At 67.9% G+C, this 21,034-nt stretch carries 25 protein-coding genes; 9 read left to right on the forward strand and 16 right to left on the reverse strand.

The features are described 5' to 3' along the window. Positions 1-27: 27 nt before the first annotated feature. From D3261_RS11765 to D3261_RS11785, 5 genes are all read right to left on the reverse strand, one after another. Positions 28-489, reverse strand: a complete 462-nt coding sequence (locus tag D3261_RS11765; RefSeq protein ID WP_120072615.1) for a hypothetical protein — start codon at positions 487-489, stop codon at positions 28-30. A gap of 78 nt (positions 490-567) precedes the next feature. Continuing rightward, on the reverse strand, positions 568-1,740 hold the full coding sequence (locus D3261_RS11770; RefSeq protein WP_342764746.1) for an MFS transporter: 1,173 nt from the start codon (positions 1,738-1,740) through the stop codon (positions 568-570). Positions 1,741-1,855: 115 nt separating this feature from the next. Beyond that, positions 1,856-3,100 carry a PQQ-binding-like beta-propeller repeat protein gene (locus D3261_RS11775; protein WP_120072619.1) on the reverse strand — a complete coding sequence of 415 codons (1,245 nt, stop codon included), beginning with the start codon at positions 3,098-3,100 and terminating at the stop codon, positions 1,856-1,858. Between the two features lie 41 nt (positions 3,101-3,141). After that, a complete protein-coding gene (locus D3261_RS11780; protein ID WP_120072621.1) occupies positions 3,142-4,389 on the reverse strand; it encodes a PQQ-binding-like beta-propeller repeat protein in 1,248 nt (415 codons plus the stop codon). Between the two features lie 63 nt (positions 4,390-4,452). Then, positions 4,453-5,715 (reverse strand): PQQ-binding-like beta-propeller repeat protein, encoded by a 1,263-nt coding sequence (locus D3261_RS11785; RefSeq protein ID WP_120072623.1) that lies wholly within the window; start codon positions 5,713-5,715, stop codon positions 4,453-4,455. 114 nt (positions 5,716-5,829) lie between these two features. Here D3261_RS11785 and D3261_RS11790 point away from each other — a divergent pair, with 114 nt between their 5' ends. The 5 genes from D3261_RS11790 to D3261_RS11810 all read left to right on the forward strand — a co-directional run bounded on the left by D3261_RS11790 (position 5,830) and on the right by D3261_RS11810 (position 9,716). Beyond that, the gene (locus tag D3261_RS11790) at positions 5,830-7,209 is read left to right on the forward strand and encodes a hypothetical protein (RefSeq protein WP_120072625.1); all 1,380 of its coding nucleotides are present in this window, start codon (positions 5,830-5,832) and stop codon (positions 7,207-7,209) included. A 54-nt stretch (positions 7,210-7,263) separates the two neighbouring features. Then, entirely contained in the window at positions 7,264-7,617 is a 354-nt protein-coding gene (locus tag D3261_RS11795) for a hypothetical protein (RefSeq protein WP_120072627.1), read from the forward strand. Further along, entirely contained in the window at positions 7,614-8,135 is a 522-nt protein-coding gene (locus D3261_RS11800) for a helix-turn-helix domain-containing protein (RefSeq protein ID WP_120072629.1), read from the forward strand. The genes D3261_RS11795 and D3261_RS11800 overlap by 4 nt, the downstream gene beginning before the upstream one ends. A 268-nt stretch (positions 8,136-8,403) precedes the next feature. Continuing rightward, positions 8,404-9,000 carry an HdeD family acid-resistance protein gene (locus D3261_RS11805; protein WP_120072631.1) on the forward strand — a complete coding sequence of 199 codons (597 nt, stop codon included), beginning with the start codon at positions 8,404-8,406 and terminating at the stop codon, positions 8,998-9,000. 98 nt (positions 9,001-9,098) lie between these two features. Beyond that, positions 9,099-9,716 carry a GAP family protein gene (locus D3261_RS11810; RefSeq protein WP_120072633.1) on the forward strand — a complete coding sequence of 206 codons (618 nt, stop codon included), beginning with the start codon at positions 9,099-9,101 and terminating at the stop codon, positions 9,714-9,716. A 61-nt stretch (positions 9,717-9,777) separates the two neighbouring features. Here D3261_RS11810 and D3261_RS11815 read toward each other — a convergent pair whose 3' ends face one another. Both D3261_RS11815 and D3261_RS11820 read right to left on the reverse strand, forming a co-directional pair. Then, on the reverse strand, positions 9,778-10,233 hold the full coding sequence (locus D3261_RS11815; RefSeq protein WP_120072635.1) for an SHOCT domain-containing protein: 456 nt from the start codon (positions 10,231-10,233) through the stop codon (positions 9,778-9,780). Positions 10,234-10,272: 39 nt separating this feature from the next. Next, on the reverse strand, positions 10,273-11,160 hold the full coding sequence (locus D3261_RS11820; protein ID WP_120072637.1) for a mechanosensitive ion channel family protein: 888 nt from the start codon (positions 11,158-11,160) through the stop codon (positions 10,273-10,275). Positions 11,161-11,331: 171 nt separating this feature from the next. Between D3261_RS11820 and D3261_RS11825 the strand changes: the two genes are divergently transcribed. Then, positions 11,332-12,330, forward strand: coding sequence for a zinc-binding dehydrogenase (locus D3261_RS11825; protein ID WP_120072733.1), 999 nt, complete (start codon positions 11,332-11,334; stop codon positions 12,328-12,330). A 122-nt stretch (positions 12,331-12,452) separates the two neighbouring features. Here the strand turns inward: D3261_RS11825 and D3261_RS11830 are convergent, their stop codons facing one another. Genes D3261_RS11830 through D3261_RS11840 form a run of 3 tightly spaced genes read right to left on the reverse strand, consistent with a single transcriptional unit; the run spans position 12,453 to position 13,357 of the window. Further along, positions 12,453-12,860 carry a hypothetical protein gene (locus D3261_RS11830; protein ID WP_120072639.1) on the reverse strand — a complete coding sequence of 136 codons (408 nt, stop codon included), beginning with the start codon at positions 12,858-12,860 and terminating at the stop codon, positions 12,453-12,455. Then, a complete protein-coding gene (locus D3261_RS11835) occupies positions 12,861-13,121 on the reverse strand; it encodes an AbrB/MazE/SpoVT family DNA-binding domain-containing protein (RefSeq protein WP_120072641.1) in 261 nt (86 codons plus the stop codon). It abuts the gene before it with no gap. A gap of 20 nt (positions 13,122-13,141) precedes the next feature. After that, a complete protein-coding gene (locus D3261_RS11840; protein WP_120072643.1) occupies positions 13,142-13,357 on the reverse strand; it encodes a hypothetical protein in 216 nt (71 codons plus the stop codon). Positions 13,358-13,586: 229 nt separating this feature from the next. Here D3261_RS11840 and D3261_RS11845 point away from each other — a divergent pair, with 229 nt between their 5' ends. Further along, positions 13,587-15,902, forward strand: a complete 2,316-nt coding sequence (locus D3261_RS11845; RefSeq protein ID WP_120072645.1) for a xanthine dehydrogenase family protein molybdopterin-binding subunit — start codon at positions 13,587-13,589, stop codon at positions 15,900-15,902. A gap of 220 nt (positions 15,903-16,122) precedes the next feature. After that, positions 16,123-16,332 carry a hypothetical protein gene (locus tag D3261_RS11850; protein ID WP_120072647.1) on the forward strand — a complete coding sequence of 70 codons (210 nt, stop codon included), beginning with the start codon at positions 16,123-16,125 and terminating at the stop codon, positions 16,330-16,332. Positions 16,333-16,491: 159 nt separating this feature from the next. Here the strand turns inward: D3261_RS11850 and D3261_RS11855 are convergent, their stop codons facing one another. The 4 genes from D3261_RS11855 to D3261_RS11870 form a co-directional block, all read right to left on the reverse strand. Beyond that, a complete protein-coding gene (locus D3261_RS11855) occupies positions 16,492-16,791 on the reverse strand; it encodes a hypothetical protein (protein WP_233553979.1) in 300 nt (99 codons plus the stop codon). A 130-nt stretch (positions 16,792-16,921) separates the two neighbouring features. Next, positions 16,922-17,500, reverse strand: coding sequence for a DNA starvation/stationary phase protection protein DpsA (gene dpsA, locus D3261_RS11860; protein WP_120072651.1), 579 nt, complete (start codon positions 17,498-17,500; stop codon positions 16,922-16,924). A gap of 2 nt (positions 17,501-17,502) precedes the next feature. Beyond that, complete coding sequence (dpsA, locus tag D3261_RS11865; RefSeq protein WP_120072652.1) at positions 17,503-18,078, reverse strand: DNA starvation/stationary phase protection protein DpsA; 576 nt, start codon at positions 18,076-18,078, stop codon at positions 17,503-17,505. 109 nt (positions 18,079-18,187) lie between these two features. Then, on the reverse strand, positions 18,188-19,003 hold the full coding sequence (locus tag D3261_RS11870) for an aldo/keto reductase (RefSeq protein ID WP_120072654.1): 816 nt from the start codon (positions 19,001-19,003) through the stop codon (positions 18,188-18,190). A gap of 113 nt (positions 19,004-19,116) precedes the next feature. Here D3261_RS11870 and D3261_RS11875 point away from each other — a divergent pair, with 113 nt between their 5' ends. Beyond that, on the forward strand, positions 19,117-20,019 hold the full coding sequence (locus D3261_RS11875; RefSeq protein WP_120072656.1) for an aldo/keto reductase: 903 nt from the start codon (positions 19,117-19,119) through the stop codon (positions 20,017-20,019). A gap of 151 nt (positions 20,020-20,170) precedes the next feature. Here D3261_RS11875 and D3261_RS11880 read toward each other — a convergent pair whose 3' ends face one another. After that, positions 20,171-20,422 (reverse strand): hypothetical protein, encoded by a 252-nt coding sequence (locus tag D3261_RS11880; RefSeq protein ID WP_120072658.1) that lies wholly within the window; start codon positions 20,420-20,422, stop codon positions 20,171-20,173. Beyond that, positions 20,400-21,002, reverse strand: coding sequence for a hypothetical protein (locus tag D3261_RS11885; RefSeq protein ID WP_120072659.1), 603 nt, complete (start codon positions 21,000-21,002; stop codon positions 20,400-20,402). The genes D3261_RS11880 and D3261_RS11885 overlap by 23 nt, the downstream gene beginning before the upstream one ends. Positions 21,003-21,034 lie beyond the last annotated feature (32 nt).

The following is a 21,034-nucleotide window of genomic DNA, read 5'->3' on the forward strand; positions in this document are numbered from 1 at the left end:
CGGCTGGTTCGTCGGTAGGGATTTGGCCTACTCGGGACCCGACGGTCGAACGGACCCGGGCACACGAGCGTGCGCCGCCGCGACCCGTTTGAGGCGTTCGAGGTGTTCATCGCAGAGCCGAACGGTCACCTCGGTGACGTCGTACTCGACGGTGCTCACGGTCTTTCCACCCGTTTCGACGGTTCGCGCTCGCCACGACGGGATGGCGTAGTGGCCGTCGCGCTCACAGAACGCGCAGTTCGATCCCGATAGCCGGAAGCCGAACAGGAGGCTGACGCCGAAGGCGGTGCACTCACAGCCGACGCAGAGCCCGCCGACCTCGCTGCCGGTCGCGAGGTCGACCACAGCACGGTTGTAGCCCGCACGGTGACCGCAGACGATACACCTCATGACCGCGGCGGCCTCCTCCATCGGGCCCGGTCGCGTCGCGTCGTGCTCGGTTCGGTGGCTGTCATGGGTTCCCGTTCGTGTTCTGTTCGAGAACTCCATTGATTAATAAAGCAAATTGAGGGTATCTCAATAGCTATCCCGACGCCACCGGTCCTCGTTGGAGCCGGGATCTCGTGGTCACGCCTCCGTTATGCTCGGCAGTCGGCCGGTCGTCGCGAGCAGGGCGAGGCCGCCGATGACTACCGCCAGAACGACCGCGAGCGCCTGAAAGACCGTGTCGTAGCCGATCCCGAGTTCGACGACCTCGCCGACGAACCAGCTCCCGAGCGCCTGGCTGAACATCATCCCGCCGCTGAACGTGGCGTAGGCCCCGCCGCGGTGTTCGTCGGGGAGCGCGGAGAGCAGGAAGGCGTCCGCCGCCGGGAACATGCTGTGGATCACGTAGCCGATGACGGCGCTCAGTACGACGATCCCCACGAGACCGTTCGTGACCGTGAGGAGGAGCAGAGAGCCGACGAAGGCGACGATCACCCCGAGGATGTACGGCGCGACGCGCACCCGGTCGACGATGGTGCCGCTGAGCCAGAACGCCGGAACGCCGGCGGCGAACATCACGGTGAGGAGGGTGCGCGAGAAGGCGGGCGAGAAGCCACGGGCGGTTTCGAGGTACGACGGATAGAAGTTGAACAGCCCCTGCCAGACGAAGCTGGCCGCCCCGAACGTCACGACCCCGACGACGATCAGCCGCCACTCGGCGGCGACCGCCCCCCGGAAGTTTCGGTCGACGCCGCTGGCCGCCGGGAACTCGACGCGTTTCGCGACCCGATAGAACACGGCGGTCGTGACGAGCGCCACGACCGCGACCACGACGAAGACCACGCGCCAGGATATCGTCAGCGCGAGCGTGACGAGCGGCGCGGCGAGCACCGCCGCGACCTGGCTCGCGGTGCCGTGGATCCCGAGCCGGCGGCCGACCTCGCTGACGTAGAGTTCGCTGAGCAGCGGGTTCGCGGCGACGAAGTACGCGCCCGTCGCCGTCCCGAGCAGGAAGGCCCCGGCCCCGAGGGTGAGAACGGAGTTCGCGAGCGCCGCGACGACCGACGCGCCGGTCAGCATCGCCCCCGAGAGCAACACCACGTGGTGGCGCGGCAGGACCGTCAGGAGGTAACCAACCGGGATCCGCGGCAGCGCGCTCCCGGCCCAGACGAGGGTCACGACCAGCCCGACGGTTCCGGGCCCGATCGCGAAGGCCTGCTGGAGCGGTTCGACCAACGGCGCGTAGACGACGCGAACCAGATTGACCAGGAACGCCATCGAGCACAACGACGTGAAGAGCCTGGCCTTGGACACTGCTCGACCCGACGTCGTGACGGGGTTCAACCCTTCCGGAACGCGACGGACGCCACAGGACCGCACCACCGACTCCGTCGGCGAGCGCCCGACTCAGCTCGGACGAGGGGCACCGTCATCGACCGGCCGCCGAGAGCGCGACGACGCGGCCGTCGCCGTACATCACGTAGATCTCGTCGACCCCGTCGCCGTCGGTGTCGGCGAGCCGAGGGTGTTCCCAGATCGGGACGTCCCGCTCGTAGGTCCCGCGCACCGAGCCGTCCGCCGGGTCGACGACCGAGACGGCCCCGCCGTTCGTCACCGCGACGAGCTCCGGGTTTCCGTCGCCATCGACGTCGCCCATGCTCGGCGGTGGGACGACCTGGATGTCACCGGTATCGAGCGTCGTGGTCCACTCGGTCGCGCCGGTGGCCGCGTCGAGACTCCGGAGTTTGCCGTCGCGTGCGACCGCGTACACCTCCGGTCGGCCGTCGTCGTCCCCGTCCCCGAACGCGTGAACCGCCGCGAAATCACCGAGGTCTCGCTGCCACTCGACACGTCCGGTGCGTCCGTCGACGGTGACCACCTGTCCCGTCACCGTTCCGACGACGACCTCGACCGCCGGGTCCGCGTCGGTTTGCCCGGTGACCATCCACGTGATGGTTCCGTCCGACGGCGGGGACCGACGCCAGGCGACCGTGCCGTCGGGCTCGAAGACGACCAGCGCCTTGGCACCGAACCCGACCGCAAGCTCACGGGTACCATCGCCCGTGAAGTCGGCGAGCGCCGGCTGGGCGTTGACGTAGCCGGGAACGGTGCGTCGCCACACCGTCGTCCCGTTCACGTCTCGCACGACGACCGTTCCGCTCGTGTCGACCCCGATGACCTCCTCGTCCTCGTCGCCAGTGAAGTCCGCCACGACCGGCTGGGTGTAGCCGTAGGACGCGAGGGGATAGCTGAAGCGTTGGCGGCCGGTGAGCGCATCGAACCCGTGTATCAGGTTCTCGGTCGTCTCGGCGAGCACTTCCTCGGTCCCGTCCCCGTCCACGTCGGCGATCGCGGGGTCGGCGACCGAGTGGATCGTACAGTTCGTCGCGGGCACCTGGTAGTTCCAGAGCCTCGCGCCCGTCGTCGCGTTGAGCGCGACGAGCGCACACTGCGTCGAGCTGTAGTTCCCACTGATGGGGGCGTAGACGACCGGATGGCCGTCGACCCGTCCCGCCGTCGGTGCGTGGTGGTTGCCCAGCACGGGTCGCTCGGTGTCGCTGACCCACAGCGTCCGGAGTTCGCTCCCGCCCGTCCCTATCGTGACGCCGTACGCCACGACACCACCGAGCGCTATCGCCACGACGACGAGCACGACCGTAGTCCTCCTCCGCATTCCGTTCGATGCACGACGGGGCAGGTGCTAAGCCATGTGGTTCACGTCTCGATAGCGGCCGCCGGACGGCCACGCGACGAGTCGTACGAGAGCGCGACGACCCGCCCGTCGCCGTACATCACGAGGACCTCGTCGATCCCATCACCATCGAGGTCGACGAGCGTCGGATGCGTCCAGACGGCGACGTCGCGTTCGTAGGACGTGAGGCGGTTCCCGTTCGCCGGGTCACGGACCGAGACGGCCCCGCCGTTCGTCACGGTCACGAGTTCCGACTCACCGTCGCCGTCGAGGTCCCCGAGTGCCGGTGGCGGGGTGACCGAATCCTCCGTCGAGAGACCCGCGTGCCACTCGACCTCGCCGGTCCGCGCCGAGAGCGCGTCGAGGTTGCCGTCGCCGGTCGTGACGTAGAGTTCTTTCGACCCGTCCCCGTCGCCGTCGCCGAGTGCGTGGATCGCGGGTCGGTTGTTCGAGGTGTTCCAGCGCCACTCCGTCGCCCCGGTCGCCCCGTCGAGCGCCGCCACACCGTCTCCGGTGGCGACGAACAGCGTCTGCGCCCCGTCGACCGACCCGCTCGCCGCGAAGGCGGCGTAGACCGAGCGCTCCCAGACGACGCTCCCGTTCGGTTCGTAGAGCGTGACGTTCCCCGGCGCGCTGACGGCGACCTCCGGACCGCCGTCGCCGTCGAAGTCCGCTTTCCTCGTGTCGGCGGTCACGCCGGCCGCGACCCGGTCCCGCCACGCGACGGTTCCGTCCGGCCGCACCGCGAACACCGAGCCGTTGAAGTCCGCGACGACCGCTCTACGGACCGGTTCGGCGAGGACCGCGGGCGCGCTGTAGCCGAACGAGGTGAGGTCGAAGCGGAGGGTTTCGGTCCCATCGTTCACGTCGTAGCCGTAGAGCACGTTCTCGGTCGTGGGAACGAGCACGTCCGGTTCACCGTCGCCGTCGAGATCCGCGATCGTCGGGTCGCCGATGCCGTGAGTGGCACACGACCGATTCCGGATGGTCCGCTCCCACTCGACCGTCCCAGTACCATCGAGCATGACGAGCGCGCACTTCGCACCGGACGAACCGCCGACCGAACTCACCGGGGCGGCGATTATCGTTCGATTGTTGATCCGGACCGCGGCCACGGAGTGGTGGTTGACCTGGTTCGGCCGCGGGGTGTCGCTCACCCACTCCTCGGTAAGCGTCCCGCCGGACGCCGTAACCGTATCGTAGCCGACCACCGCCGCCCCGGCGAGCGCGGCGACGACGACGGCCACGACCAGCCCGGTCCGCACCTGCATACCCGCTCCTGTCCTCGTGCCCGAATAAGGTCTCGCGTTGGTCCCCCCGATTCGAGGCCCGTACTACGAGTCGTACGAGAGCGCGACCACCCGGGCGTCGTCGTAGATCACGAACATCTCGTCGTCGCCGTCGCCGTCAAAGTCAGCGACCCGCGGGAAGGTGTTGATCGGGACGTCCCGCTCGTAGGAGTCGACTGTCTCGCCGTTCGTCGGGTCGATCACGAGGACGCGGCCGGCGGCGGTCACGGCGACGAGTTCGGGGTCGCCGTCGCCGTCGAGGTCGCCGAGGCTCGGCGGCGGCATCACCCGCGCGTCCGTCTCGGCCGTGAGTCTGGTTCGCCAGTCGAGACTCCCGTTCGCGGCGTCGAGGCTCCGGAGCACGCCGTCCCGCGCGACCACGTAGACCTCCGTTCGACCGTCGCCATCGCCGTCGCCCATCGCACGGACCGACGCCCCCTGCGCACTGAGGTTCCGCCGCCACTCGACCGACCCGTTCGCGCCGTCGAGCGTGACCACCTCACCGAAGAAGGTCGCGAAGGTGAGTTCGAGCGAGGCGTCGTCGTCGGCCTGCCCGGTCGTCATCCACTTCGTGGCGCTCGCGTTCGGGATCGCTTGCCGCCACGCCACGCTGCCGTCGCGTTCGAGCACGATCGCCTCACCGCCGAGCTGTCCGATGGCGATCTCCGGATCGCCGTCGCCGTCGACGTCGGCGATCACTGGCTGGCGGACGCGGGCGTCGCCGAACGACCGCTGCCACGCGACGCTGCCGTTCTGCCCGAACGTGAACACGCCGCCACCGAGGTCGACGACGACCGTCTCGTTGCCCGCTCCCGGGAGGAGGTCGCCGACGAGGGGTTTCGAGTAGCCGTACGACGAGAGGTCGCGACGGAACTCGACGCTCCCGTTCCGGAGGTCGTAGGCGACGACCTCCTCGGCGCTCGTCGCGGCGATCACTTCCTGCTCGCCGTCGCCGTCGAAGTCGGCGATCGTCGGGTCCGAAATCGAGTGGATCGTACACTCCTCGGCGGCGATGGTTCGGTTCCAGCGCTCGGTGCCGTTGCCGTCGAGCGTGGTCAGTCGACACGTCGTCCCCCGTCGGCTGTTGATCGGCACCACGACGAACGACTCGCCGTCGACGAACGCCGCCGCCGGTGTGTGGTGATTGGATTCGAGGACCGCCGGTGGGGTGCTCACCCACTGCTCGGAGAGGGTTCCATTGTCGGCGCTCCGGCCGGTGGGGTCGCCGGTGTCGGTCAGTCCGACGACCGCCGCACCGACCAGCCCGACCAGAACGACGGCCACCACCAGCGCGGTCCGGGGACGCATTGGTCGGGAGTATCAGCAGTCGATCATAAGCGCTCGGCTTGGCCGCTCGGATTCGAGGATCGAACCAATACGCCAGATCAGTTACCTTTTTGTGTCCGTCACCGAAGCCGCGGTATGAGACCGCGTCGGGCAGCCGCCGTTCTGCTCTCCCTGCTCGTCGCCGCGGTCGGGACCGCGAGCGCCCACCAGATCCAGAGTTCGCGGTTCGCCGCGCCCATCCCGCTGGGGTTCCTGTTCGGCGGTGCGGGCGTCACGGTCGCCATCACCGCCCTCTGGGTCGGCCGAACCGGCGACGCGACGGGCGGTCGAACCTGGCGCACGCCGCTAGCGATACCACATCGCGTCGCGACCACGCTCCGTTACGGCGCGAAGGCCGTCTTCTTCGCCGGCTTCCTCGTCACGATCGGGCACGGTCTCGTCGGTCCGCAGGTCGAGGCCGAGAACTTCTCGACGGTGTTCGTCTGGTCGGTCTGGATCGCGGGGCTGGGGCTGTTCTCCGTTCTCTTCGGGAGTCCGTGGCGGGTGCTCTCGCCCTGGCGGGCGGTCTACGACGCGTTGGTCCGCCTCGAAGGCCGGGCGATCCGGCTGGTCGATACGTATCCGTCGTGGCTCGCGTCGTGGCCGGCGTTCGTCGTCTTCGTCGTCGGTATCGGGATCTTCGAGAATCTGACGGTGATACCGCGCTCGCCGGCATCGACCGCGGTCGTCGTCGCGGGCTACGCCGCGGCCATGATCCTCGGCGGGGTCGTCTTCGGCGAGGAGTGGTTCGAGCGCGCCGACGGACTGGAAGTTCTCTATCGGCTGTTCGGCCGGGTCTCCCCAGTGACGTTCGTCGAAGCCCGGGGTGGCTATCGACTCCGACTCCGCCCGCCGTGGACGGGTTGTACGGACGCGGTGGCGGACCTCAGCCTCGTGGCGTTCGTCGTGGGGACGGTCTACACCGTGAGCTTCGACGGCTTCACGAGCACGCCGGAGTACCAGAACCTCCTCTTCGGGCTCCGGGACCTCCTCGACAGCGGGCCCACCACCAGCGTACTGATCTACGTCGTCGGGCTGGGTGGGTTCCTCGTCGCGTTCGTCGCCGTGAGCACCGCGATGGCCCGACTGAGCACCGCAAACCCGCCCTGGCGGGAGACGGCGCTGGCGTTCGCGCCGACGGTCCTCCCGATCGCGGCGGCCTACGAGGTCGCCCACTACTACCCGCTCGTCGCCGAACGCCTCGGCGTGCTCGCCGCGCTCGCGTGGTCGGTCACGATCGCACCGGCGGACCCCGTGACGGTCCTCGGCTGGCTCTCGCTCCCGGCGTTCTGGGGGTCGCAGGTGCTCCTGATCGTCGTCGGCCACGTCATCGCGGTCGTGGCCGCCCACGCCGTCGCCGTCGAGCGCTCGACGAACCTCGCGGTGGCCCGCCGAACCCACCTCCCGCTCGTGGTGCTGATGGTCGGCTACACCGTCCTCTCGCTCTGGATCGTCTCGCGACCCGTCGTCTCGTGACGATTCGATAGGCACACCAGAATCGTTATTCGCCCGAGCGCGTATTCTCGATCGATGACCCCCGCTCTCCATCTCGCCCGTTTCGCCGTCGCCGAGTGGCCGGGGGCCGGAACGTTCGCCCTCCCCAGCGTGTTGGTGGTCGCGGGTATCTCCTCGGTCGCCATCGTAGGGCTCGGCGTGGCGGCGCTCTCCCAGCGACGCTCGCGGTCGTACCTGCTGATAACGCTGGCGCTCGCGACGCTGCTGGTGCGAACGCTGGTCGGGGGGCTCGCGCTCGAAGGGATGCTGAGCATGCACCTCCATCACCTGATCGAACACGCCTCCGACGGGGTGATGGCGGTCCTGCTCTTGGCCGCGGTCTACTTCGCCCGGACCGCGAACCCACGCTCCGACGAGGACACCATATGAACGGAACCAGACGCCGCGTCGCGCGCTGTGTGCGGGCCACGCCCGGAATCCACTTCAACGAACTCGTCCGAACGCTCGACCTCGCCCCGGGCCAGGTCCAGTACCACCTCAAACGCCTCATCGCGACCGACTCGGTGGTCGACGAACAGCGCTACGGCCGAACCCACTACTTCACGCCCGAGGTCGACGACTGGGAGCGCGGGGCGCTCTCGCTGGTACGCCGCGAGACCGCCGGCGACGTCGTCGCCGCTCTCCACGACCGAGGGCCGATGTCGCCCGGTGCGCTCGCCGACGTCCTCGACGTGGCTCGGAGCACGCTCGAATGGCACCTCGACCACCTCGCCGAGCAGGACGTCGTCCGCAAGGACCGCGACGAGCGAAACCGCGTCACGCTGGTGCTCACCCGACCCGACGAAACCGCGGCGCTCCTGCGGACCGTCCAGCCCTCGACCGCCAGCCGGATGGTCGACCGCTTCACCCGACTCGCGGACCACTTGCTCGACGACGCGGACCGGTAGGCCGCTCGGCGACTCGGCCGGACACCGGTGGCGCGGTGCTCCCCCAGTCCCACGAGGCAGCTATCGCGACCGACGACGGTCGTCTCCCGGAGAACGTCGCCGTTGCAGGTCGGAACTATCATCCTTTGTGGCCCGTCTCACCCGGATAACCGACGAAAATCGCGACCCGCCGCTCGAATGACATACTACGATCCTATTGTCGAGTTATCATAAAAGATGCAATATATTTTATGCTGGTTGCCGACCTCCCCTTACGGGAGGGAGAACAATGAGTTCGAACATCGAATCCAGTCGGGAAGACACGCCGCTCGCGGCGAGCTGGCGTGTGCTCGCGGGTGTCGGGGCGCTCATCGCAGTGCTCGGCCTGATCGCGATCGTTTCACCGTTCATCACCGGCGTCGCGCTCTCGGTGCTACTCGGCGCACTGCTCGTCGTCGGCGGGGTGGGTCACGGTGTTCACGCCGTCTCCGCACGGGGCTGGCGGGGGTTCGTCTGGGAACTCCTGCTCGCGGTGCTCTACGTCGTCGGCGGCGTGGCGCTGTTCGTGAACCCCGTCGTGGGGCTGTTGACCCTCACGCTCGTCCTGGCCGCGTTCTTCGTCGTCGAGGGCGTCGTCGGGGTCGTGCTGGGGCTCCGACTCCGCCCGGCGGATGGGTGGGGCTGGATGCTCGCGAGCGGGCTCGTCGGCGTCGCCGCCGGGGCCGTGGTCTGGCTCGGCTGGCCGTCGACCGCGCTCTGGGTGATCGGCCTCGTCTTCGGCATCAGGCTGCTCGCGACCGGCAGCGCGATGCTCATGCTCGCGATGGGGTCCCGCCGGGTGGCTCGCGAGACCCGATCGATCGGGGCCACGCCCCGCGGTGGCTGAGCGGCCGATGGATCCGGACGACTCGTCGGTGACCACGCGACACGACCAGCGATGACCGCGGACGAAGACCGGGAACCGGTCGGTAGGAGGGAGCGGTCGTGAGCTTTCTGACCGTGCTTCCACTCGCGGTCGTGATGGTCTCCGGTCCGCAGATCCTGAGTGTCGTCTTTCTCGCCACGAGCAGGGAGTGGCGACGCAACTCGCTCGCCTTCGTCGCTGGCGCGGCGGTGTCGATATCGCTCGTCGTCAGCCTCGCGTTCCTGCTCGGCTTCGGTGCCGTCGGGACGGGCCAGTCGCGCCCGGTGCTTCACGTGCTGATCCTGGTCGTCATCCTGGCCGCTATGGTCTCCACGTACCTGCAGCGCGAGCGAGCGGAGCCCCCGAAGTGGATGGGACGACTCGAACGCGCGACCCCGCGGTTCTCGCTCCGATTGGGGTTCCTGCTGCTCGGCTTCTTTCCCACCGACGTCATCACGTCCGTCACCGTCGGCTCCTACCTCGCCACCCAGGGACTGCCGCTGACGGACGCGGTCCCGTTCGTCCTGGCGACGTTACTGCTGCTGGCACTCCCGTCGCTCGCCGTGGCCATGCTCGGCGAGCGCGCGAAGACCGTTCTTCCGACGGTTCGCGACTGGATGAACACGAACTCCTGGGTCGTCAACGAGGTGGTGCTCCTCTTCTTCGCCGGCATCGTTCTGAACGGACTCCTGAACTAGGTGAACCGCCCACACCGCCGGCCGTGAGGGCCCGGATCCCGCACCGACGCCGAACGGTGACCTACTCCTGTTCGTCGAGGAGTTCGCGCGCCCGCTTGCGGTCTTCGAGGTCCTCCAGCGTCTCGGTTTCGAGGAGGCGCTCCAGTTTGCGCTCGAACTGCGCGTCCGTCAGTTCGCCTCGGGCGTAGCGTCGGCGGATGATCGAGAGCGAGTCCTCCGACGGCTCCGCGTCGGCCTCCGTCGACGCCTCGGCTTCGTCCGTCGTCGAGCTCCCCCACCAGTCGTCGAGCCAGTCGTCGTCGCCCCACCAGTCGTCCCACCACTCCGAACGGTCGTCCTCGTCGCCGAACAGCAGCGCGACGAGCGGGACGACCACGAGGAAGCCGAGGGCGAAGATGACCCAGAAGTTGCCCACCCCCAAGAAGAGCGCGGCGAGCCCGAGCCCGACCACGAGCGTCGACGCTATCTCGACGGCGTTGTCCTTGGCGCGCTGGGTCGGCGTGTCCCGGGAGTTCATCGGTGAAAGGAGGGTCCGGCGGGCTAAAAACTGCTGTGCTCACTCGTCGAAGACGGCCCGCGTGTGTGGATAGGCGAGCTTGACGTTCGCGTCGGCGAAGCCCGCTCGCACGTTTTCGAGTATCGCCGACCGAACGGGGAGCTGCGCGTACGGGCTCTCGACCCAGTAGAACAGTCTGAGCGCGACGCCGTTCTCGGCGAACGACTCGACGACGCAGGTCGGCGCGCTCGCGTATCGGGCGCTCCCGATCCGGATGTTCCGCCCGCCCGCGACCACACCATCGACCCCCTCGGCGGCTCGTTCGACGATGGCACGCGCCTGCACGATGTCGCTCTCGTAGGTGACTGTCAGGTCGAGCGAGAGCCACGTCCGCGGGTCGTCGGCCGATCGGTTGACGATGTCCCGGTTCTGGGCCTGTTCGTTCGGGACGACCAGAAACGTGTTGTCGAGCGTGTATATCTTGGTGTACCGGAGCGTGATGAGCTCGATGAAGCCACGGTGGCCGATGTCGGGAAGCTCGACCATGTCCCCGATCTCGTAGGCGTTGTCGCTCAGTACGGAGAGGCCGTCGACGAACGCCCTGATGAACGGCGTGAGGACGGCCCCCGCACCGGCGAGCAGTATCGCCGCCGCGAGCCCGAGCCGCTCCGGTTCGACACCGTAGACCCCGAGCGCGACGAACGCGCTCAGGATGAGCACCACGATGCGCACACCCCGAACGACCGCCAGGCTGAGGCTCCGTCGGTGGACCCGGCGCGCGACGGGCTCCCGAAGCGCCTCGACCAGCAGCCGCGAGCCGCGCCACGCCACGAGCAACACCGCCAGCGCCAGCCCGGTTCGCACCGCCCACCCGGGGACACCTCGGAGAAGCGCCTGAGCAAGCGCTCGGCCGACGCTCGACAGCAGGCCGTCGCCGGCCCCGCTCATGCGGACGGAGCGACCGCCGTTTCGATCACCCGCCGGACGCTCGACATGGTCGTGACTCCAACGTCCCTTCCTCCATGGGTTCGGCAGACGATCCGCGGAAAAAGCGATTTCGAACTCGTCGTGGGTCCCGGAAGCGACGCCCCTACCCGACTGGCGACCCGAGTGACGACGATGACCGACGAGATGACCGCCTACGTGATCGAGGAGTACGGTGACCCGGACGTCTTCACCCGAACCACCCGCGAGGTCCCCGAGCCCGAGGCGAACGAGATCCGCGTCTCAGTCGCCGCCTCCAGTGTGAACCCCGTGGACTACAAGATCCGCCAGGGCGCGCTCCCGGACTTCGCACCCGCCTTCCCCGCGACCCTCCACTGTGACGTCTCGGGGGTCGTCGACACCGTCGGGGCGGACGTCGAGGCGTTCGAGCCGGGCGACAGGGTCTACGGGATGCCCGGCGGTGCGGGACGACAGGGCGCGCTCGCCGAGTACGTCGTCGGCCACGCCGGCACCTTCGCCCAGGCTCCGGAGGCGATCTCGCTCGAAGCGGCCGCGGCGCTCCCGGTCGTCGCGCTCACGGCCTGGGAGATGCTGACCGACAAGACGGCCGTCGGAAGCGACGACGACGTGCTCGTCTACGGGGCGAGCGGCGGTGTCGGCCATGTCGGCGTCCAGATCGCCGACCGGCTCGACGCCGACGTGACGGGGACCGCCTCCAGCGACGAGAAGCGCGAGCTCGTCGAGGCGCTCGGTGCCGACGCGGTCGTCGACTACACGACGACGGACGTCGGGAGCTACGTCGAGGAGCACGCCAACGGGGCGGGGTTCGACGTCGTCTTCGACCCGGTCGGCGACGACCACCTCGCGACGGCCTTCGAGGCGGTCCGACCCTACGGGACGGTGGTGACGACCGAATCGAGCTCCACGCAGGACCTCTCGCCCATGCACGCGAACTCGCTCGACCTCGGTGTCGTGCTCGTGATCCTCCCCGTCCTGCTCGGCGACCGCCAGGAGCGAATCGGCGAGGAGCTCGCCGAGATCGCCGATCTCGTCGACGACGGCGCGCTCGAACCCCACATCGAGGAGCGCTTCGGGTTCGACGAGGTCGCCGAGGCACACCGACAGGCCGAGGCGGGCGACTTCAGCGGGAAGCTCCTGCTCGTCGACGAATAGCGTTCCGGCCGGATCGGCGCTCGTTCCCTGTCGACACGACGGGTACGACCGTCTTCTGGCACTGCCGAGCCGCCACGGAACAACTTCAGTAGGCGAGTGACGGTCTGTGGTCCGTTGGGATATCAGCTCCAAACCGTCTCGTAACCGGCGTCGCGAATGACCCCATCCGTCGTGAGAATCGCGTCCGTGTCGTGTGCTCGGTGACTGCTGACGATCAGGGCGTCGTGGATGCTGAACTCGTCCACCACCTGTGCGTACTCGACCAGCTCCGCGTTGTCGACCGGTGCGACAGCGACAGGTCCGTTCCCGATCAGCGCCTTCCGAGCGTCTTCCGGCGTTCCTGTGAGGGTGATGCCTCGGATGTCTTTGTCGCGGGAGACCGAGTACAGCACTTCGGCGAGCGCCGTGCTCGGTGCCTGGATGACCGTTTTCGCGGCTTCGGCTTCGGCGAAGATTCGATCGACCTTCTCTGGAAGCGCATCAACCAGGTAGACGAGGAGGGAGACGGCGTCAGCGGTGTACGTCGACATTCAGGCTTCCTCGTAGTTGTGATCTCGGCGCTTGCGGACGCGGCGCTCCAACTCTTCGGCGATCTCCTCACGCTTCCCCTCAGGGGTATCGTCGGGCACGAGCATCCCACGCCCACCGGTTCGAGTACGCTTCTTCACGACGATACCCTCGTCTGTATCTACCCAGACGACCTCGTCGCCGGGCTCTAAGTCGTATTTTTCGCGAAGGTGCTTCGGGATCGTTGCTTGTCCCTTCTCCGTGACACGTGTGGATTCGCTCATATTCAGTAATACCCGTTGTATTACCTTGGTTTTGTGGGAGGGGGAACTGCTCTATCGAGCTGATTTGGCGGTGGTGCGTCGTCGAGGCTGGTTCGCGCCCGGTCGCCGACGATATCCAGCACCACCTCGTCGCCGATGACGAGGGCGGACGACCCGAGGGAGGCGACGCAGTCCCCGAGTTCGGTCACGACACCCCGTCCCTGAACGTGCGCCGCGGGCGATTCGAACGAGTACATTGATATCCCTTCACAGGATTGGAGCGGCTACCTGATGAGGTTGCCGGGCCGGTCGATCCGGTGACCGAACGGGGTCGATCCACTCGCTCCCGACCGCCTCAACGTTCCATCGGCACCGAGGTCGGTGGGTCGCTCACGGTTCGGCCGGGGACGGGAACCGAGTGTGCCGGTTACGACGGCCGGTTCGGGTGAACGGTGCGCTTTTGCTCGTTCATCGGTGACACACCGTATGAACCCAGCCGACGGCCCATCCGTGGGAAGTGACCCGCCCCGCCGGGAGGACCGCGGGCTCCTCACGGGCGCGGCCACGTTCACGGCCGATTCGGACGCCCCGCGGCTGGCTCATCTCGCGTTCGTCCGGAGCCGGTACGGCCACGCCCGTATCAAACGGGTCGAGACGGCTGCCGCGGCTCGGCTGGACGAGGTGCACGCGGTGTTCACCTGGGCGGACGTGGCGGCTTCGGACGCGCCGGGGGTCCTCCCGCTGGCGAGCGAACAGCTCGACGCCGACGTTCCCGGTCACCCCGTGCTCGCCCGCGACCGGGTCCGGTATCAGGGCCAGCCCGTCGCGGCGGTCGTCGCCGAAACGCCCGCGCTCGCGGCCGATGCCGCGGCGGCGGTCGCCGTCGAGTACGACCGACTCGACGTCGTCGTGGACCCGGTCGACGCCACCGCCGACGGCGCACCGACGGTCTTCGAGGGTGTCCCGGACAACGTCGCCGTCAGCGGGACGCTGGGCGACCGCGAGGCGACCGACCGCGCGTTCGCCCGGGCGGACCGGACGGTGGCTATCGACCTCGAAAACAACCGCCTGATCCCGAACGCGATGGAGCCGCGGGCCGCGCTCGCGAGCTACGAGGCCGCCGAGGACCGGCTCCGGGTCGAGATGACCAGCCAGTCGCCCCACGGCCACCGGAGCGACCTCTCGACCACCCTCGGGGTCCCCGAACGCAAGATCCGCGTGGTCGCGCCCCGCGTCGGTGGTGGGTTCGGTCACAAGGGCCACCACTACCCCGGGGAGGCCGTCGCGGCGTGGTGTGCCCGCGAACTCGACCGACCCGTGAAGTGGACCGCGACGCGGAGCGAGAACTACGCCGCCGGCGCGCACGGCCGCGACCACCGAACCCACGCCGAGCTCGCGCTCGACGAGAACGGTTCGATCCGGGGGCTCCGCGTCGAGACGCACGCCAACGTCGGCGGCTACGGCCTCGGCAGCGCGCCCGTCCTCCCGACGGGCTACGGCCGGTTGCTATCGGGTCAGTACCGGATCCCGGCGATCCACTGCCGAACCCACAGCGTCTTCACGAACACCGCGCCGGTGCACAGCTACCGGGGTGCCGGGCGGCCGGAGGCGGTCTACGTCGTCGAACGGCTGGTCGACGTCGCCGCCCGCGAACTCGACGTCGACCCGGTCGCGCTTCGCCGCGAGAACCAGCTCCCGCCCGACGCGTTCCCCTACGAGACCCCGGTGGGAGCGACCTACGACAGCGGCGACTACGGGACCGCGCTCGAAGAGGCGCTGACGGAGGTCGGCTACGACGAGCGCCGTGAACGAGAGACGAAACCCCGTGCCGACGGTCGGTACGTCGGGGTCGGGGTCGCGTGTTACGTCGAGTCGACGGGTCTCGGTTTCGAGAGCGGCGTCGTTCGCGTCCACCCGGACGGCGGCGTCACCGTCTACGCGGGGACCCACTCGCACGGGCAGGGCCACCGGACGACCTACGCACAGATCGTGGCCGCGGAGCTCGGAGTACCCTACGACGACATCGAGGTGGTTGAGGGCGACACGGAACGGGTGCCAGCGGGGACCGGGACCTTCGGCTCCCGGAGCACTATCGTGGGTGGGAACGCGGTCGCCGAGAGCGCGCGGGCGGTCGCGGCGAAGGCGCGGCGGATCGCCGCCGACCGGCTCGAAGCCGACGTCGACGATGTCGCGTTCGAGGACGGCGAGTTCCACGTCGCGGGGGCCCCGGACCGGAACCTCTCGTTCGCGACGGTCGCGGAGGCCGCCTACGGCCGCGGACTCGGCGAAACCGAACCCGGACTCGACGAGACGACGTTCTACCGGCTCGACGAGACGGCCTACACCTTCGGAACCCACGCCGCGGTCGTCGCGGTCGATCCAACCACAGGCGAAGTCTCGATCGAGCGCTACGTCGCGGTCGACGACTGCGGTCCGCGCGTCAACCCCACCATCGTCGAGGGACAGGTCCACGGCGGCGTCGCACAGGGCATCGCTCAGGCGCTCTCCGAACACGCGCTCTACGACGAGAACGGGTCGTTGTTGACCGGATCCCTCCAGGATTACGCCGTCCCGAAGGCCGTCGATCTGCCCTCCATCGAGACGGGTTCGACGGTGACCCCGAGCCCGACGAACCGACTCGGGGTGAAGGGAATCGGTGAGGCCGGCACCATCGCCGCACCGCCGGCGGTCGTGAACGCCGTCTGTGATGCCCTTTCGCCGTTCGGGGTCCGACACCTCGACATGCCGCTCGACGCCGAGTCGGTCTGGCGAGCGGTCGAGGACGTGTCCCCACCGACGTGACCGGCCCGACCCGTCACGTCGGGGCAGGGGTCGGTCGCTGGCCGGGCCGTCGCCATCGCGTTCCGGTCGTCGACCGGTCGAGTTTGCCTGGGGAGCAAGAGTTATTTTTGTCGGTAGATAGTAGTCGGTGTAAAATGGAGTTCGAGTGGCAGCTCCGTACCCGGCGGGAACGTGGCGACAGCGTGCGCCGCGCGTTTTCGGGGACCGCCGGGAACGAGCGATGAACGACTGTCCACTCTGCGGGGCACCCCTCCCTGAGGAGCGACCCCGGCACAAGGTCACCCTCAAAGCCCGCGACGACACCCGGTCGGTCGCCGAGCCCGAGACGATGGCTCCGGAGACGTCGACGGGACACCGCCGGTATCAGGTCTGCCGGGACTGCTGGGAGACCCTGAAGACGGACCTCGCCGGGCACGACGCCGAGTCCTGACGGCCTCCCTTCGCTCGACTATGGAGCCCTGCCTCGACGAACGGGTCCCACAGATCACCTCGGACGTCCTCGGCGAAGCGGTGCCGTTCCGCCACCCGTCGCTACTCGAACTGAATCACGGTCGTGTCGCCGGGAACGGTACGTACCGGTCGTGTCGAGCTAGTCGCTTCCCGGCCCCTCTCGGGGACTGACGGGATCCTCGTCGCGGTCGGCGATCGTCCGGTGGCGTTCGATGGTCACCGTGTAGGCCTCGCTCACTCCCTCGTCGGAGGCCGCCAGCAGGGGGTCGGTCGGTTCGATGTCGCACACGCTCCACCCCGCCTTCCCGAGCGTCGTCGTCACTTCGTCGGGGACGGTGCGGACCCGTTCGTCGTCGGCTGGTCCCGTGGCGTCCGCCGGGAGGTCGATCGTCCGAACCCGTGGTTCGTCCCTGAACCAGCGTCGTAGTCTCTCGAGCATCACTGACTGTGGTCGTGTTCGATACTCGTTCCGCGGACGCTTAACCGTAGCCAATGAGGAAGCGTACTGCACCGTCTCGCGCTCGCCCGTCGTCCCGTTCTCCGGGCGTGCAGCGGATCTCGGCGGGGTGCTACCGTCGAGACGCCAGGACGTCGCTCCGAACGAGCGTGTCGCCGGCGAGGCACTTCGCGAGCGTGTCACCGTCGTCCTCCAGGGTCGGGAGGTGTCGCCGGAGGATCTCGCCCGTCCCCGTATCGCCCAGCCGCTCGGCCAGCTCGATATGCTCTCGCATCCCCACGACGAGCGTCGCGTAGCCGTCGAGGTCGCGGGCGAGCGACGACCGGACGTCGTACCGGTGGGCGGCCTCGATGTCCATCGGCGCGTACTGCCGGATACCCATCGGCCCACAGACCGGGACGCCGCCGAGCGCGTGAACCCGGACCGCGACCTCGTCGGTGATCGTCGAGAGCCGGTCGGCGGCGTCCGCGAGGAACGCCTTCAGGAGTTCGAACTCGGCCCCCTCGACGCACCACTTGTGTTTGCGGACCTGGTTGAAGAGGAGGTAGAGCCCCGAGACGTCTCGATTGAGGGCCTCGACCACCTGTTCGGCCGCCGCCCGTTCGATCCCGAGGGCGTTCTCGGTGACCGTCCCCCACTCCTGGCGGAGATGGGCCGGGTCGGGGCTGCGGAGGTGGGGCGCGCTCGCCACGGTCAGCGCACCTCCTCGGCGCGGACGAGGGTGTCGTCTTCGAGGAACTCCTCGACGGTCTGGGCGTCGTCTTCGAGGACTTCGAGGTGTTCGCGCAGGCGCTCCGCCGTGTCCGGGTCGCCCAGGTTCTCCGCCAGCTCGATGTGCTCGCGGAGGCTCACGACCAACACCGCGTAGCCGTCGAGGTCACCCTCGAGCGAGGTGCGCACGTCGTAGAGGTTCTCGGCTTCGAGGTGGACCCCGGCGCGTTCCTGGATCGTCGGCGGCGTGTTCGGCGGGATGCCGCCGAGTTCGACGATCCGTTCGGCGAGGTCGTCGTTGATGTCGCGGGCGCGTTTGTAGGCGGCTTCGAGGAACTCGCTCACCTCCTCGTGTTCGGCACCCTCGACGGTCCAGTAGTGTTTTCTCAGCAGGTAGAACAGGTTGAACGACCCGGCGAAGTCGACCCCGAGCACCTTGACCAACCGCTCGGCGACGTCGCCGGGGATGCGGAGTTCGTTCGGTTCGAGCGTCTCCCACTCCTGGAGCCGCTCGCCGGTCTCGGGTTCGCGGACCAATCGACCGTATCTCGTTGCCATTACGCGTGGTATAGCGGACGGCGACTTCAAGGATGGGGTCGACCCGCGAGACCGGTGCCGTCGGTAGAACTTCGACGGTCTGGGATGGAGGTCGAACGGGAAAGTTCCCTCAGAGACCGAGCTTCGAGGCGAGTGCGTCGTCGAGGTCGCCCTGCATGGCGAACAGCCGCCGCATCTCCTCGTCGGTGAGTTCGAAGTCGAAGACGTCGTAATTCTCGCGGACGTGTTCCGGGTTCGAGGAGCGTGGGATCGTCGACACGTACGGTTGCTGGAGCAGCCAGCGGATCGCGACCTGTCGGGGTGTCTTCCCGTGTGTGTCGGCGATCCCCCGGACGACGTCGTCTTCGAGTCGGTCCCCGAGCTTGATCGGGCTGTAAGCGGTGAGCATGACCTCCTCGTCGATACAGAACGAGAGGAGGTCGTCCTGGCGCTCGGCGAGGTTGTACTCGACCTGGTTGGTGAGGATCGGTGCCGAGGAGTGTTCGATCGCGTTCTTCGTCTCCTCGACGGAGAAGTTCGACACCCCGATGTGTTTCACGACGTCCTCGGCGACGAGTTCGTTCATCGCGTCGAGGGTCTCCTCGTGGGAGGGCTCCTGGTCGGGCATGTGGATCAACAGGAGGTCGACGTAGTCGGTGTCGAGTCGGGTGAGGCTCTCGTGGGTCGAGTCGACGACCGACTCGTGGTCGCGGTTGCCGCCGTCCAACTTCGTGGTGACGAACAGCTCCTCGCGGTCGATCCCCGAGTCGGCGATCGCCGCCCCGACCGCGGACTCGCTGTCGTACATCTGTGCCGTGTCGATGTGCCGATAGCCCGCGTCGAGCGCGGCCGAGATGGCGTCGTATCGTTCCTCGTCGGTGTCCATTCCAGCCGTCCCGAACCCGAGCGCCGGGATCTCGGCGTCCGCTATCGTGATGGGGTCCACGCGTGGTCTTCACGGTGAGCGAATAAAGCCGTTCGTGGTACGTGATCGTACGACCGGCGATTGGATCGAAACTATCGGCATGGTATTTACCCCCGCCCGTCGTTGTGGGACGAATGGAGACCCGCCCGCTCGGCGACATCGGCCACGACAGTTCGGTCCTCACCTTCGGTACCATCGCGTTGGACTTCCTCGACCAGAACGACGCCGACCGGATGGTCGAGGACGTCCTCGACGCGGGCGTCAACCACTTCGACGTCGCGCCGACCTACGGCGATGCCGAGCTCAAACTGGCCCCGAAGCTCGCCGAGCACCGCGACGAGGTCTTCCTCGGTTGCAAGACCCAGGAGCGAACCTACTACGGCGCGTGGGGTGAACTCCAGCGGTCCCTCGACCGGCTCGGCACCGACTCGATCGACCTCTATCAGTTCCACGCGGTGACTCGGTACGACGAACTCGACACCATCACGGGCGACTACCACCCCGAGATGTCCCAAGGCGAGCACGACCCGGGCGCGCTGCAGGCGTTCGTGGACGCAAAGGAGGAGGGGTTGATCGACCACATCGGGCTGACGAGCCACGGCGACCCGAGCCTCATCCGCACGGCGATCAAGCGGATCCCCGAACTCGAATCGGTGATGTTCCCGTTCAACTACACCCTCGATTCGAAGGCCGGCCCCGAGTACGACTACCGCTCGGTGCTCGACCTCGCCCAGGAGCGCGGCCTCGGGACCCTCTGCATCAAGGGATTCGCGAAACAGCCGTGGCCGGAGGACCTCCCCGAGGACGAGCGCCCCTACGCCACGTGGTACGAACCCTACGACGAGAAGGAGGACCTCGTCGATTGCCTTCGATACGCCCTCTCGCAGGGGATGACCAGCATCCCGAGCGCGGGCGACCCCCAGCTCGTCCCGGCGATCCTCGATGCGGCGACCGCGTACGAGCCGCTCGACGGGGATGAGGAGGCGCGACTGCTGGAGACGGGCCGAACCAACGAGTCGCCGGTTCCCGACCCGTAACGCTGCCGGCCCGTTCGCCAGTCATTCGTTCCCGTCTCTACCGAAGGAGAGTCCATGGTCTCGACGAAATTCGCCGATCGAACCGTTCCGAGTGGGCTTCGAGAAATCACCGACTCGGCATCGGGAACCCGGTCGAATCGGTTGTCTCGACCTACTGCACGGCGTCGTCGTCGGTGACGATGTCCTCGGCGACACTCCGAACGTGCCGTTGATGCTCCGGGGACGTGTTCGTCGCTCGTGCGGCTTCGAGCTGGTCGTCGACCAGCGCGTTCTGTTGTGGGCCCCAGACGCCCGGTGGCTCGCGTTCGATGTATCGTACCCACTGTTTGATCGCTTCTATGCGCCGTTCGCGGTTCGCTTCGTGCTTCGTGGTGAGCGTTTCATGCACGTCTGAGTCGGTCATATTCGTCCTCGACACCGAGTCGCTTGGTCCACTGTTCGAGCCGCTGGGTACTAAGGTTTGGCTCGAAGAGCGTGTACAGGTGCACCGCGTCCTCGACGTCCTTCTGCGCCCCCAGATAGAGCTTGTACGCGATCTGTAGTTCTAGCGGCCCGATCGGGATCGTCTCTTCACCGACCTGCGCCGTGATAGCGGTCCGTAACGACGCTCGGTCGAACTCATCGCCGACGAACTTCACTTCCAAGTGCGGAGTCATCTGGTCTTCCGGTGCAACCCAGATGTTATCGCCGTTCGAGAGCATTTCGTACGCGGACGCGAGTGGCATCGCGGGACCCCAGAATCCTTCCGCATCGAGCGCCGCCGTGAGGTCGTCGACCTGTCGTTCAGTCAGCGATTCGACGAGCACATCGATATCCTGCGTTGCCCGTGCTCGCCCGGAGAGAATCGCGACATAGCCAGCAACGAAAACGTGGCCAACGTCGAACCGTTCGAGAAGTCGTGAGAACGCGATCGCTAGCTCGTCAAGCCGGTTCGGGTCTCGATCGACGACAAGGGTTTCATCGGTCAGCGTAACGCCACTCATCGTCGGTCGAGGAATGGCCCCGTCTCAGCCGC

The sequence above is a fragment of the Halococcus sp. IIIV-5B genome (genome assembly GCF_003602035.1).
GTDB classification, from domain to species: domain Archaea; phylum Halobacteriota; class Halobacteria; order Halobacteriales; family Halococcaceae; genus Halococcus; species Halococcus salsus.

Excerpts from the sequence above, each read along its gene's own strand:
- D3261_RS11765 (WP_120072615.1), bottom strand. The coding sequence starts at position 489 with ATGGAGTTCTCGAACAGAACACGAACGGGAACCCATGACAGCCACCGA.
- D3261_RS11775 (WP_120072619.1), bottom strand. The coding sequence starts at position 3,100 with ATGCGGAGGAGGACTACGGTCGTGCTCGTCGTCGTGGCGATAGCGCTC.
- D3261_RS11780 (WP_120072621.1), bottom strand. The coding sequence starts at position 4,389 with ATGCAGGTGCGGACCGGGCTGGTCGTGGCCGTCGTCGTCGCCGCGCTC.
- D3261_RS11785 (WP_120072623.1), bottom strand. The coding sequence starts at position 5,715 with ATGCGTCCCCGGACCGCGCTGGTGGTGGCCGTCGTTCTGGTCGGGCTG.
- D3261_RS11790 (WP_120072625.1), top strand. The coding sequence starts at position 5,830 with ATGAGACCGCGTCGGGCAGCCGCCGTTCTGCTCTCCCTGCTCGTCGCC.
- D3261_RS11795 (WP_120072627.1), top strand. The coding sequence starts at position 7,264 with ATGACCCCCGCTCTCCATCTCGCCCGTTTCGCCGTCGCCGAGTGGCCG.
- D3261_RS11800 (WP_120072629.1), top strand. The coding sequence starts at position 7,614 with ATGAACGGAACCAGACGCCGCGTCGCGCGCTGTGTGCGGGCCACGCCC.
- D3261_RS11805 (WP_120072631.1), top strand. The coding sequence starts at position 8,404 with ATGAGTTCGAACATCGAATCCAGTCGGGAAGACACGCCGCTCGCGGCG.
- D3261_RS11815 (WP_120072635.1), bottom strand. The coding sequence starts at position 10,233 with ATGAACTCCCGGGACACGCCGACCCAGCGCGCCAAGGACAACGCCGTC.
- D3261_RS11820 (WP_120072637.1), bottom strand. The coding sequence starts at position 11,160 with ATGAGCGGGGCCGGCGACGGCCTGCTGTCGAGCGTCGGCCGAGCGCTT.
- D3261_RS11825 (WP_120072733.1), top strand. The coding sequence starts at position 11,332 with ATGACCGACGAGATGACCGCCTACGTGATCGAGGAGTACGGTGACCCG.
- D3261_RS11830 (WP_120072639.1), bottom strand. The coding sequence starts at position 12,860 with ATGTCGACGTACACCGCTGACGCCGTCTCCCTCCTCGTCTACCTGGTT.
- D3261_RS11835 (WP_120072641.1), bottom strand. The coding sequence starts at position 13,121 with ATGAGCGAATCCACACGTGTCACGGAGAAGGGACAAGCAACGATCCCG.
- D3261_RS11840 (WP_120072643.1), bottom strand. The coding sequence starts at position 13,357 with ATGTACTCGTTCGAATCGCCCGCGGCGCACGTTCAGGGACGGGGTGTC.
- D3261_RS11845 (WP_120072645.1), top strand. The coding sequence starts at position 13,587 with ATGAACCCAGCCGACGGCCCATCCGTGGGAAGTGACCCGCCCCGCCGG.
- D3261_RS11850 (WP_120072647.1), top strand. The coding sequence starts at position 16,123 with ATGAACGACTGTCCACTCTGCGGGGCACCCCTCCCTGAGGAGCGACCC.
- D3261_RS11855 (WP_233553979.1), bottom strand. The coding sequence starts at position 16,791 with ATGCTCGAGAGACTACGACGCTGGTTCAGGGACGAACCACGGGTTCGG.
- dpsA (WP_120072652.1), bottom strand. The coding sequence starts at position 18,078 with ATGGCAACGAGATACGGTCGATTGGTCCGCGAACCCGAGACCGGCGAG.
- D3261_RS11875 (WP_120072656.1), top strand. The coding sequence starts at position 19,117 with ATGGAGACCCGCCCGCTCGGCGACATCGGCCACGACAGTTCGGTCCTC.
- D3261_RS11880 (WP_120072658.1), bottom strand. The coding sequence starts at position 20,422 with ATGACCGACTCAGACGTGCATGAAACGCTCACCACGAAGCACGAAGCG.
- D3261_RS11885 (WP_120072659.1), bottom strand. The coding sequence starts at position 21,002 with ATGAGTGGCGTTACGCTGACCGATGAAACCCTTGTCGTCGATCGAGAC.